We start from the raw sequence: 12,192 nt of genomic DNA on the forward strand, positions 1-12,192 counted from the left end.
CGCAAGCCGCCGAAAAAAGGACAACAACAATGGCCCGCCTGCCCTATCTCGAAGCCGATCAGGTCGCCCCCGAATATCGCGACATGCTCAAGCGCAACACCAATCTGCACAAGCTGCTGGTGAACTCGCCGGACATGGCGCGCGCTTTCAACGGCGTCGGCGGCTATATCCGCTTCAAGAGCAAGCTTGATCCGCGGCTGCGCGAGCTCGCGATCCTGCAGGTCGGCTGGCTCGAGCAGTCGGAATACGAATTCACCCACCATGTGAAGATCGGCAAGGAGTTCGGCGTCACCGACGAGGATATCCAGAGCCTGATCGCGGAGACCAAAGGCCAGCCGTCGAAGCTCGAGCCGATGGCGAAAGCGATCCTCAAGGGCGCCCGCGAGATGGTGCGCGGGCTCGCGATGTCGGAGGCGACCTTCGCCGAGATTAAGCGCGAGCTGTCCGACGAGCACATGACCGACCTCGTGCTGACGATTGCGTTCTACTGCGCGGTGGTGCGGGTGCTCGCCACCATGCAGATCGACAACGAGCCTCACTACAAGGAGGTACTGCAGCAGTACCCGCTACAGAGAGTGAAGTAAGATGCGCCTGCAAGATCGCGTCGCCATCGTCGTGGGTGCCGGCCAAAGCCCCGGCGAGGGCATCGGCAACGGCCGCGCCACCGCGCTGACCTTCGCGCGCGAAGGCGCCAGGGTGCTGTGCGTCGATCACAATCTGGCATCGGCGCAGGAAACCGTCGACCTGATCGCGGCCAAGGGCGGCACTTCAGTCGCCTTCAAGGCCGATGTCACCAAAAATGCCGACATCAAGGCGATGGTGGCGGATGCACATGGCCGCTGGGGCAGCGTCGACATCCTGCACAACAATGTCGGCGTCAGCCTCTCCGGCGGCGACGCCGAACTGCTGGACATAACAGAGGAGGCGTTCGATCGCTGCGTGGCGATCAATCTGAAGAGCTGCATCCTGGCCGCCAAGCATGTGATCCCGATCATGCGCACGCAGCAGCGCGGCTCGATCATCAACATCTCGTCGATGGCCGCGATCACGACCTATCCTTACGTCGCCTACAAGGCGACCAAGTCGGCGATGATCGCCTTCACCGAACAGCTCGCCTACCAGAATGCGCAATATGGCATTCGCGCAAACGTGATCCTGCCGGGATTGATGAACACGCCGATGGCGGTGGACACCCGCGCCCGCGAATTCAAGAAGAGCCGCGCCGAGGTCGAGGCCGAGCGTGACAGCAAGGTGCCCCTGCGTCACAAGATGGGCACCGGCTGGGACGTCGCCAATGCCGCGCTGTTTCTCGCCTCCGATGAAGCGAACTTCGTGACCGGTGTCACGTTGCCGGTCGATGGTGGCGCAAGCGTGCGGCGCGGTTAATCGAGACGGTTAACCCGTGTGACAATTTGGGATTAATCACTGTGACGAAATCACGCGTCATTGCGCCGCAATGATTCGAAAAAATTGAAGTATTCCAATGACACAGCGATGTGACGACGCGTCCACATAAATCGAAATCCTGACTCGTTGTGGTCGCACGAAATTCATCTGCGCTCTGTATCTCGCACGCCAAGAACTTCTGGAGTGCCTGGACCGATGAGCGAAGAATTCGAACTCAGACCCGATCAATGGGATGCGCTGAAAGCGCTGCGGGCTCCCGCAGCAAACCCTACCCGGCTGAACCGGTTTGCCGTCGAGAGCCTGATCACGCTCGGCTATGTTGCGGTGCGAGGAGACTCGTTTGAGCTGACGCCCGCGGGCCGCAAGGTGCTGGTCCGCGGTTCGTCACTGTTGCTGCTCGATATCGCAGCCTGATTCCGTTCGAAGCTGACATCAAGCTTACACACGCGGCATCATGCCGCGTGTGCTTTTCCAGGGATGGTCGTCTCGCCGTGCTGCGTCAGCGGCTTCATCCCGGTGAGGCTGCGCAGCAGCACGTAGAACACCGGCGTTAGGAACAGGCCGAACACCGTGACGCCGATCATGCCGGAGAACACCGCAACGCCCATCGCGCGCCGCATCTCCGAGCCCGCGCCGGTCGACAGCACCAGCGGCAGCACGCCCATGATGAAGGCCATCGACGTCATCAGAATCGGTCGCAGCCTTAAGCGACTCGCCTCGATCGCGGCACGGATCGGTGACCGCCCGGCGAATTCGAGCTCGCGCGCGAACTCGACGATCAGGATGGCGTTCTTGGCCGACAATCCGACCAGCACGATCAGGCCGATCTGGGTGAAGACGTTGTTGTCGCCCTTCGACAGCCAGACCCCGAACATCGCGGCCAAGAGCCCCATCGGCACGATCATGATGATCGAGAGCGGCAGCGCCAGGCTCTCATAGAGCGCGGCGAGCACCAGGAACACCAGGAGGATCGCCAGCGGAAACACCCAGATTCCGGAGTTGCCGGCGATGAACTCCTGATAGGTCAGGTCGGTCCATTCGAAAGCGAATCCGGGCGGCAGCACTTCGGCCGCGATCCGCGTCGCCGCCTCCTGGGCCTGGCCGGAGGAATAGCCCGGCGCGGCAGCCGCGTTGATGTCCGACGACAGGAAGCCGTTGTAGCGGATCGCGCGTTCCGGACCCGCGCTCTGGCGGACCTTCAGCAACGCCGACAGCGGCACCATGTCGCCCGACGACGAGCGCACCTTCAACTGCCTGATGTCGTCGGCACGCGCGCGGAACGGCGCGTCGGCCTGCACATAGACCGAGTAGGTGCGGCCGAATTTGTTGAAGTCGTTCACATAGTAGGAGCCGAGATAGATCTGCAGCGTGTTGAAGACCTCCGTGACGGGCACGCCGAGCTGGAGTGCCTTGGTGCGGTCGATATCGGCGAACAACTGCGGCACGTTGACCTGGAAGCTCGAGAACACGCCGGCAATTTCCGGCGCCTTCTGCATCGCCGCCATGAACGCCTTGGTCGCGTCGTTCAGTGCTTCATAGCCGAGGCCGGCGCGGTCCTCGATCTGCAGCTTGAAGCCGCCGATGGTGCCGAGGCCGTTGACCGGCGGCGGCGGGAACATGGCGATGAAGGCGTCCTGGATGCCGGCATATTTCTTGTTGAGCGCCGCCGCGATCGCCGGACCGCTGAGCGAGGGATCCTTGCGCTCGTCGAACGGCTTCAAGGTCGAGAACACGATGCCGGCGTTGGAGGAGTTGGTGAAGCCGGAGATCGACAGGCCGGGGAACGCCACCGAGCTTTCGACGCCGGGCTGGGTCAGCGCGATGTCGCTCATCTTGCGGATCACTTCCTCGGTGCGGTCGAGCGTCGCGCCATCGGGCAGCCGCGCAAAGCCGACCAGATACTGCTTGTCCTGGCCCGGCACGAAGCCGCTCGGCACCTGCTTGAACAGCACGCCGGTCAGGCCGATCAGCAGCACATAGAGGCCGATAACCACGGCCTTGCCGTAGATCACCTTGGTGACGGTGCGGCCGTAGTTCTCGGAGGACTTGGTGAAGACCTTGTTGAAGCCGCGGAAGAACCAGCCAAGCGACCTTTCCATGATCCGGGTCAGCCAGTCCTTCGGCTCGTGATGCCCCTTCAGCAGCAGCGCCGACAGCGCCGGCGACAACGTCAGCGAGTTGATCGCTGAGATCACGGTCGAGATCGCGATGGTCAGCGCGAACTGCTTGTAGAACTGTCCGGTGAGGCCGGAGATGAAGGCCAGCGGCACGAACACCGCGATCAGGACCAGCGCGATCGCTATGATCGGGCCGGACACTTCGCGCATCGCCTGGTTGGTGGCATCGCGCGGCGACAAGCCGGACTCGATGTTGCGCTCGACGTTCTCGACCACGACGATGGCGTCGTCGACCACGATGCCGATCGCCAGCACCAGGCCGAACAGACTGAGCGCGTTGATCGAGAAGCCGAACACATGCATCACCGCGAAGGTGCCGACGATCGACACCGGGACCGCGATCAATGGGATGATCGAGGCGCGCCAGGTCTGCAGGAACAGGATCACGACCAGCACGACGAGGGCGACCGCCTCGAGCAGCGTGTGGATGACAGCCTCGATCGACGAACGCACGAATTGGGTCGGATCGTAGACGATCTGGTAGGACACGCCTTCCGGCATGTTCTTCTTGATCTCGGCCATCGTGGCACGGACATGGTCGGAGATCTCCAGCGCATTCGACCCCGGCGCCTGGAAGATCGGGATCGCGACCGCCTGCTTGTTGTCGAGCAGCGAGCGCAGGCCGTATTCGGAGGCGCCGAGCTCGACCCGCGCGACGTCGCGCAGCCGCACCACCTCGCCTGCCGAACCCGTCTTCACCACGATGTCGCCGAACTGCTCCTCGGTCGAGAGCCGTCCCTCGGCGTTGACGGAGAGCTGGAGGTCGATGCCCTTGACGCTGGGCGAGGAGCCGACCACGCCGGCGGCGGCCTCGACGTTCTGGGCCTGGATCGCGCGCACGACGTCGCTCGCGGTCAGCGAATGCTCGGCGGCCTTCTGCGGGTCGACCCAGACCCGCATCGAATAGTCGCCGGCGCCATAGAGCTGGACGTCGCCGACGCCGTCGATCCGCGCCAGCCGGTCCTTGACGTTGAGCACCGCGTAGTTGCGCAGATACGTCATGTCATAGCGGTTGTTCGGGGACAGCAGATGCACGACCATGGTGAGGTCGGGCGAGCTCTTTTTGGTGATGATGCCGAGCTGGCGCACCACGGCCGGCAGGCGCGGCTCGGCCTGCTGCACGCGGTTCTGCACCAGTTGGGTCGCCTTGTCGGGGTCGGTGCCGAGCCGGAACGTCACCGTCAGCGTCATCGCGCCGTCGGTGGTCGCCTGGCTCGACATATAGAGCATGCCTTCGACGCCGTTGATCTGCTCCTCGATCGGGGTCGCGACCGTCTCGGCGATCACCTTCGGATTGGCGCCGGGATAGGTCGCGCGCACCACGACCGACGGCGGCACCACGTCGGGATATTCCGAGATCGGCATCGCCAGCAGCGAGATCAGGCCGGCCAGGAAGATCAGGATCGAAAGCACGCCGGCGAAGATCGGCCGGTCGATAAAGAATTTTGAGAGATTCATGGCTCCGCCCCCGCGTGCAGCGCCTAGCGCTGCACGACGTGCTGGTTGGTTTCAGTGGATGCCTGCTGCATGCCGCGCGCGCCCATTTCGGCGACTTCCATCTTCAGGAGTGCGCCGGGACGCACGCGCTGCAGGCCGTTGACGACGATGCGGTCGCCGGATTTCAGGCCGGCGGTGACGATCCGCAGGCCATCGACCGCGCCGCCGAGCGTGACGGAGCGATAGACCGCGCGGCTGTCGTCGCCGACCAGCATGACGAACTTCTTGTCCTGGTCGGTGCCGACGGCGCGCTCGTCGATCAGCACCAGCGTCTGCTGCTTGGGCTGGCCCATGCGCACGCGGGCGAATTGCCCCGGGATCAATCGGCCGTCATCGTTCTTGAACACGGCGCGGACTCGGATGGTGCCGCTCTGCCCGTTGACCTGGTTGTCGATGAGCTGGATGTGCCCCTTGGCGCTGAGGCCGCCCGACGTCACCATGTCGACCGGAATCTGGTCGAGATTGCCGCGCTTGCCGGAGGCATCCGCGATCGAGTTCAGCGCGCGCAGCACGACTTCCTCGTCGGCGTCGAAGCTCGCATAGATCGGATTGACCGAGACCAGCGAGGTCAGGACCGGCGAGGATGTGCCGGCGGCGACGAGATTGCCGACGGTGACCTCGATCCTGCCGACCCGGCCGTCGACCGGCGCCCGCACCTCGGTGTAGTCGAGATTGAGTTTGGCCGTCTGCAGCGCGGCCTCGGCGGCCTTGACGTTGGCGACTGCCTCGCGATTGGCATTGTCGCGCTGGTCGAAATCGCGCCTGGTCACGATGTTGTTGCCAACCAGCTGCGCGCCGCGCTCGACTTCGCTCGTGGTGAACACGACGCGGGCCTTGGCGGCCTCGAGCTGCGCCTGGGCGCGATCGACCTCGGCGGCGTAGGGCGCGGGGTCGATCTTGAACAGGATGTCGCCGGACTTCACCAGCGCGCCCTCGGTGAAGTTGGTCGAAAGGATCGCGCCCGCCACCCGCGGCCGGAGCTGAACCCGGTCGACGGCTTCGAGCCGGCCCGAGAAGTCATCGAACAGCGTGGTCGGCCGCGGCTGGATCACGGCAACGGTGACCGGGACCGCCGGCTCGGGAGCCGCGGCAGTCGCGGTCGCCTGTGCGGCATGAAAATAGTGGCCGGTCGCGATCGAACCGGCCACCGCGAGGGCGCCAAGGATCACGATACCGCCGACGACACGTCGGAAGCGGCCGGAACGGGGATTTTGGATTGACGAAGGCATTCACGCGCTCCAGATATCTGTAGTGTTCGCTACAGATGTGGAGCTGGACGCCGGTTCGCAAGATACTTATGTATCGAGCACTATGAATTTCTTATCTCATTCATGGGGAAATGGGAAGTCGCGGAAAAACATCACGTGCAACAAGAGGATAAGCCAGGGACAATCCGTCATAGAAACGGCACCCGGCTTACGGAGCAACGAAAAATGGGAATGGGACGCCCCCGCGCTTTCGACGCGGACGCCGCTTTGGACCAGGCCATGGATGTGTTCTGGCGCCATGGTTACGAGGGCGCGACGATCGCGCAGCTCACCGAGGCGATGAATATCAATCCGCCCAGCCTCTATGCCGCCTTTGGCAGCAAGGAGGGTCTGCTGAAGGCCGCGCTCGACCGCTACACCGAGAAGCGCGACGCCTGGATGGAAAAGGTTTTGGGCGCCTCCACCGCCCGAGAGGTGGCCGAACGATTTCTGATGGAGCACGCGGACGCCCAGACCGATCCCGCCAACCCGCCCGGCTGCCTGCTGGTCCAGGGCGGCCTTGCCTGCGGCACCGGCTCGGAGAATGTTCCATTTGAACTGGCAGCGCGCCGCACCCGAACGGAGGACCAATTGCACGAGCGTTTTGTCCGCGCGAAGGCCGAACGCGACCTGGGCGAAAGCGCCGATCCGGCCACCCTTGCCCGCTATCTCTCCGCGGTGACATCAGGCATGTGCGTGATGGCTTCCTCGGGCGCCGACCGCAACGCGCTGCGCGAGATTGCAGCGGTGTCGCTGAAGGCGTTTGATGAGCAGGCGAAGGGGTAGAGCGGTTGAAGGGGTAGAGCGGTTCACGTCAAGCGCCTGCGGCCCCAACGACGTTGGGAGTGACCGGCGATGAAGCATTGGACCGGCTGGCTGCCGGGTCTCACCACGCTGCGTCGATATCAAGCGGCGTGGCTTCCACACGACATCGTCGCCGGGCTGGTGCTCGCGACCATGCTGGTCCCGGTCGGCATCGCCTATGCGGAGGCGTCCGGCCTGCCCGGCATCTACGGGCTCTATGCGACGATCATCCCGCTGCTCGTCTACGCCCTGCTCGGGCCGAGCCGCATCCTTGTCCTTGGGCCGGACTCGGCGCTTGCGGCCATCATCCTCGGCGTCGTCGTTCCGCTGTCTGGCGGCGATCCGATGCGTGCGGCAACCCTGGCCGCCATGATGGCGGTCGTCTCCGGGACGATATGCATCGTCGCGGGTATCGCGCGGCTGGGATTCCTGACCGAGCTTCTCTCCAAGCCGATCCGCTACGGCTACATGAACGGCATTGCCCTGACCGTGCTGATCAGCCAGCTGCCAAAGCTGTTCGGCTTTTCCATTGAAGGCGATGGACCTCTGCGCAGCCTCTGGGCGGTCATCGGAGCAATCGTCGACGGAAAGACGAATTGGGCGACCCTCGGGATCGGCCTTGCGACGCTGGCGGTGATCCTGCTGCTCGCCCGGAACAAGCGGTTGCCCAGCATTCTCATTGCCGTCGTCGCCGCGACGGTCGTCACCGGGGTTCTCGATCTCGGGGCCCGCTTCGGCGTGACGGTCCTGGGTTCGCTTCCCCAGGGCTTACCAGGATTCGCCATTCCCCGGATCGGCTATGGCGACATCGTGCAGGTGCTGATCGGCGGCAGCGCCGTCGCGCTGGTGTCGTTCGCCGATACCAGCGTCCTGTCGCGCGCCTATGCAGGACGATTGGGCGATCGCGTTGATCCCAACCAGGAGATGGTGGGGCTCGGCGCGGCCAATCTGGCGGCCGGCTTCTTTCAGGGTTTTCCGATCAGCAGCAGCGGATCGCGAACGCCCGTTGCGGAAGCTGCCGGAGCGCGCACGCAATTGACCAGCGTCATCGGCGCGCTGGCTATCGCCTTCCTGCTGCTGATAGCGCCGAATTTGCTGCAGCACTTGCCCAACGCCGCGTTGGCCGCCGTCGTCATCGCCGCTGCGCTCGGCCTGTTTGAGATCGGCGACCTCAGGCGAATCTACCGCATTCAGCAGTGGGAGTTCTGGCTATCGATGGTCTGCTTCGTCGGCGTGGCCGTGCTGGGGGTGATTCCCGGAATAGGCCTCGCCATCGTGCTCGCCATCGTCGAATTCCTGTGGGACGGCTGGCGGCCGCATTCCGCCGTGCTGGGCCGCGCCTCCGGCGTGAAGGGCTATCACGACATCACGCGATATCCGGACGCACGCCAGATCCCCGGACTGGTGCTGTTCCGGTGGGATGCGCCGCTGTTCTTTGCCAATGCCGAGTTCTTCAAGGAACGTGCGCTGGATGCGGTGGCGAAATCTCCGACGCCGGTGCGCTGGCTGGTGGTCACGGCCGAGCCCGTCACCAGCGTGGACGTGACCGCGGGCGATATTCTCGCCGAGTTGGACGAGGCGTTGCACGCACAGAAGATCGAGCTGTGCTTTGCCGAGCTCAAGGACCCCGTCAAGGACAAGCTGAAGAAATTCGGCCTGCTGGCGCAACTCGGCGAGAATAACTTCTTCCCCACCATCGGCGTTGCCGTTGCGCGCTACCTCGAGATCAATGCTGACGTGACCTGGGAGGACTGGGAAGACCGGGCTGAAGCCTAAGGCGCGATGGGTTCAATCGTCAGCGCGCTATAAGCGCTTTTGTTTGAGCATGATCTCCGCGCAAACGCTTCGCGTTTGTCGCAGGGAAAACCGCTTCGCACTTTTCCGGATCATGCTTCCCAGCCGTCCGGGCGCATCACCACATCGTCTGTCGCGCGCGCTCCGGCCATTCCCGATCGTATTTTTCGCCGCCGACCGTGTGCTCGCTCATCTCGGCGAGGATCTGGCCCGGCGTCGGCAAGACCTTCGGATCGACCCGCTTGTCCGGATTCCAGAGATCGGAGCGCACGATCGCGCGCGCACACTGGAAATAGATCTCCTCCACATGCATTACGATCACCGTGCGCGGTGCCTTGCCTTCCATCATGAAGGAGGCGAGCAGCTCCGGTTCGGCCGTGACATAAGCGCGGCCGTTGACGCGCAGCGTGCTGCCTGAGCCCGGAATCAGGAACAGCAAACCGACGCGGGGATCGCGAACGATGTTGCGCAGCGAATCGCAGCGATTGTTGCCTCGGCGATCCGGCATCATCAGCGTCTTCGCATCATGGATGCGCACGAAGCCCGGCAGGTCGCCGCGCGGCGAGCAATCGAGCCCTTCGGGGCCTGCGGTCGCAAGCGACACGAACGGCGACTGCTCGATGAGCACACGATAGAGCGGCGTCACGTGATCGGCGACCTTCACGGTCGACGCGTCGTTCGGGAAGCCGTAGATCGCCTCAAGCTGCTCGACCGTTTCGATCACCGACATTCGTGCTTCTCTCCTCTGCTTCCTTTTCGACGCGTTTTCTTCACGCGAACCGGTATCCACCTCGCTGGAAAACGCTCTATTCGTCCCAGCGTTCGCCCTTGATGATGCGGACAAGCTGTCGCGCATGATAGTCGGCGGTGCCGGAATTGACGATGGTGAAATCGGGCGTCGACGTGCTCTCGTCGACGGTGCGGGCCAGCCGCCGCTCGATAAGACCGTCGCTGCTGCGCGCCCGCATTGCGAGCCGCGCGGCCAGCACATCGGGCGGCGCCGTGACCAGCACCACGACAGCGTTGGCATAGTTGCGGCGCGCCGCGGCGATCACGGTGCGCGAGACGTTCGCGATCACGGTGCGTCCGGCGCCGATATCGTCGTTGATCGACCGCGACAGCGCGTAGCGATGGCCGTGCGCTTCCCAGTGCATGGCGTAGTCGCCGGCGGCTACCGCGCGCTGGAAGCTCTCCGCGCTGACCTCCTCATTGTCCTCCGACGCCGAGGCCTGGCGGGTGATCAGCCGGCGCGGAAACACGACATCGCGATCATCGCCACAGGCCGCTTTGGCGAACCCCAGCAGCGTATCCTTGCCGGCGCCGCTCGGGCCGACCACCAGGATCAGCCGGCCGGGGCCGATTCCGGCGCGCCGGTCGGCGACGACGGATGCAACGGTCATGCGACCCTCCCTCCTTCGCGCCAGACGCTGCGCACGACAGGCAGATCGCGCGCGACATGCACGCGGATCAGGTCAGCGCGCCGGCCGACCGCGATCTCGCCGCGGTCGGTGAGCCCGACCGCTTCGGCCGGCGTCTTGGTCACGGTGCGCACGGCGGAAGCAAGATCGATCGCCGGCACATGCCGCGGCAATTGCAGCGCCGCCATCAGCAGGCTGGACGGGATGTAGTCCGACGACAGGATATCGAGCATGCCCTCATTGGCGAGATCGACGGCCGCAATGTTGCCGGAGTGCGAGCCGCCGCGCACCACGTTCGGCGCGCCCATCAGGATGTCGATGCCGGCGGCGTGCAAGCCGCGCGCAGCTTCCATCGTGGTCGGGAACTCCGCGACCGCGACCTTGTCGCTGACGGCGTCGACCACGTTCTCGTCGGTGGTGTCGTCATGGCTCGCCAGCGGGATCCTGTATTCATGCGCCAGCGCGACGATCGCGCGGGTGTTCGCCACCGCATATTCCTTCTGATAGGCGAAGCGCCGCGCGAACAGCACGTCGAGCTGGGCGTCGGTCATGCCGCCGCCCTTGCCGCGATAGTAATCGCGCAGCTTCACCTCGTCGCGGAACTGGCGCTGGCCCGGCGTGTGGTCCATCAGCGACATCAGCCGCACGTCCGGCCGGTCGATCAGTTCCTTGGCCTCGGCGACCACGTCCGGCATCGGGACCTCGCAGCGCAGATGCAGGAAGTGATCGGCGCGCAGCAGATTCTCCTCGCGCGCCGCCGCGATCGCCGCCGCCAGCACGCCGGCGCGACCGTCGACATCCTCGGCGCCGTCCTCGCGCCAGACCCGCAGCGAATCCAGCACCGTGGTGATGCCTGAGGTCGCGAGCTGCCCGTCATAGGAGATCACGGCCGCGACCGGATTCCAGAACACCTTCGGCCGCGGCACATAGTGCATCTCGAGATGGTCGGTGTGCAGCTCGATCAGCCCGGGCATCAGGAGGTCGCCGCCGGCATCCTCGGCGGCCTCGGGTGCCCTGCCCTCGCCGAACTCGGCGATCTTTCCATCAGCGATCGCGACCCAGCCCTGCTCGATCACGCGATCGGCGAGGACCAGCCGGGCGTTGCCGATGATGGTGTCTTGCTTGGCGGTCATTTCAAACGGTCCTTCAGGCAGCAGCCGCGAACGAGGTCACATCGACGATGCGGTCGGCAATCAGATGACGGATTTCGTCGTCATGGACAATGGCGACCATCGCGACGCCCTTGGTTTTCTTCTCCGCGATCAGCTCGACCACCACGGCGCGATTCGCCGCATCGAGCGAAGCGGTCGGCTCGTCCAGCAGCAGGATCGGCAGGTCCACGATGAAGCCGCGTGCGATGTTGACGCGCTGCTGCTCGCCGCCGGAGAAGGTCGAGGGCGGCAAGGTCCACAGCCGCTCCGGAATGTTGAGCCGGCGCAGCAGCTGGCCGGCGCGCGCGCGGGCCTCCTCGCGCGCCACGCCGTTGACGATCAAAGGCTCGGCGACGACGTCGATCGTCGCCACCCGCGGCACGGCGCGCAGGAACTGGCTGACATAGCCAATGGTCGAGCGGCGGATGCTCAGCACCTGGCGCGGCTCGGCGGTGGCAAGGTCGACAACCTTGCCGTGATGGCGGATGCCGATCCGGCCGCTGTCGCAGCGATAGTTGCCGAAGATCATCTTCAGGATGGAGGATTTGCCGGCGCCCGACGGGCCCGACAGCACCACGCACTCACCCGGATCGGCGTGGAACGAGACGCCGCGCACCACAGGCAGTTCGACGCCGCCCTGCAGATGCATGGTGAAGGTCTTCTCGGCGTTGGCAAGTTCGATCATCGCGGTCATTGG

Annotated in this window: 11 protein-coding genes; 5 read left to right on the forward strand and 6 right to left on the reverse strand. The window is 64.7% G+C overall.

Going from position 1 to position 12,192, the window contains the following annotated elements:
• Positions 1 to 29: 29 nt before the first annotated feature.
• The 3 genes from J2R78_RS04580 to J2R78_RS04590 all read left to right on the forward strand — a co-directional run bounded on the left by J2R78_RS04580 (position 30) and on the right by J2R78_RS04590 (position 1,821).
• Positions 30 to 584: a carboxymuconolactone decarboxylase family protein gene (locus J2R78_RS04580; RefSeq protein WP_253603155.1), complete on the forward strand. Its 555-nt coding sequence runs from the start codon at positions 30 to 32 to the stop codon at positions 582 to 584.
• 1 nt (position 585) lies between these two features.
• On the forward strand, positions 586 to 1,386 hold the full coding sequence (locus J2R78_RS04585; protein WP_253603156.1) for an SDR family NAD(P)-dependent oxidoreductase: 801 nt from the start codon (positions 586 to 588) through the stop codon (positions 1,384 to 1,386).
• 216 nt (positions 1,387 to 1,602) lie between these two features.
• The gene (locus tag J2R78_RS04590) at positions 1,603 to 1,821 is read left to right on the forward strand and encodes a hypothetical protein (RefSeq protein WP_168857210.1); all 219 of its coding nucleotides are present in this window, start codon (positions 1,603 to 1,605) and stop codon (positions 1,819 to 1,821) included.
• 38 nt (positions 1,822 to 1,859) lie between these two features.
• On the opposite strand, the gene J2R78_RS04595 is transcribed toward J2R78_RS04590, so the two are convergent.
• Entirely contained in the window at positions 1,860 to 5,042 is a 3,183-nt protein-coding gene (locus tag J2R78_RS04595; RefSeq protein ID WP_076828993.1) for an efflux RND transporter permease subunit, read from the reverse strand.
• A 23-nt stretch (positions 5,043 to 5,065) separates the two neighbouring features.
• Positions 5,066 to 6,310: an efflux RND transporter periplasmic adaptor subunit gene (locus tag J2R78_RS04600; RefSeq protein WP_253603158.1), complete on the reverse strand. Its 1,245-nt coding sequence runs from the start codon at positions 6,308 to 6,310 to the stop codon at positions 5,066 to 5,068.
• 204 nt (positions 6,311 to 6,514) lie between these two features.
• Here J2R78_RS04600 and J2R78_RS04605 point away from each other — a divergent pair, with 204 nt between their 5' ends.
• Both J2R78_RS04605 and J2R78_RS04610 read left to right on the forward strand, forming a co-directional pair.
• Entirely contained in the window at positions 6,515 to 7,114 is a 600-nt protein-coding gene (locus tag J2R78_RS04605; protein ID WP_050387852.1) for a TetR/AcrR family transcriptional regulator, read from the forward strand.
• Positions 7,115 to 7,183: 69 nt separating this feature from the next.
• Positions 7,184 to 8,908, forward strand: coding sequence for a SulP family inorganic anion transporter (locus J2R78_RS04610; RefSeq protein WP_253603160.1), 1,725 nt, complete (start codon positions 7,184 to 7,186; stop codon positions 8,906 to 8,908).
• Between the two features lie 136 nt (positions 8,909 to 9,044).
• Here the strand turns inward: J2R78_RS04610 and J2R78_RS04615 are convergent, their stop codons facing one another.
• From J2R78_RS04615 to phnL, 4 genes are all read right to left on the reverse strand, one after another.
• Positions 9,045 to 9,656 (reverse strand): pyridoxamine 5'-phosphate oxidase family protein, encoded by a 612-nt coding sequence (locus J2R78_RS04615; protein WP_253603162.1) that lies wholly within the window; start codon positions 9,654 to 9,656, stop codon positions 9,045 to 9,047.
• A 76-nt stretch (positions 9,657 to 9,732) separates the two neighbouring features.
• The gene (phnN, locus tag J2R78_RS04620) at positions 9,733 to 10,326 is read right to left on the reverse strand and encodes a phosphonate metabolism protein/1,5-bisphosphokinase (PRPP-forming) PhnN (protein ID WP_253603164.1); all 594 of its coding nucleotides are present in this window, start codon (positions 10,324 to 10,326) and stop codon (positions 9,733 to 9,735) included.
• Positions 10,323 to 11,477 (reverse strand): alpha-D-ribose 1-methylphosphonate 5-triphosphate diphosphatase, encoded by a 1,155-nt coding sequence (locus tag J2R78_RS04625; RefSeq protein WP_253603166.1) that lies wholly within the window; start codon positions 11,475 to 11,477, stop codon positions 10,323 to 10,325. The genes phnN and J2R78_RS04625 overlap by 4 nt, the downstream gene beginning before the upstream one ends.
• Positions 11,478 to 11,490: 13 nt before the next feature.
• On the reverse strand, positions 11,491 to 12,189 hold the full coding sequence (gene phnL, locus J2R78_RS04630; RefSeq protein ID WP_253603169.1) for a phosphonate C-P lyase system protein PhnL: 699 nt from the start codon (positions 12,187 to 12,189) through the stop codon (positions 11,491 to 11,493).
• Positions 12,190 to 12,192: the final 3 nt, after the last annotated feature.

The sequence above is a fragment of the Bradyrhizobium sp. USDA 4538 genome (genome assembly GCF_024171045.1).
GTDB lineage: Bacteria > Pseudomonadota > Alphaproteobacteria > Rhizobiales > Xanthobacteraceae > Bradyrhizobium > Bradyrhizobium australafricanum.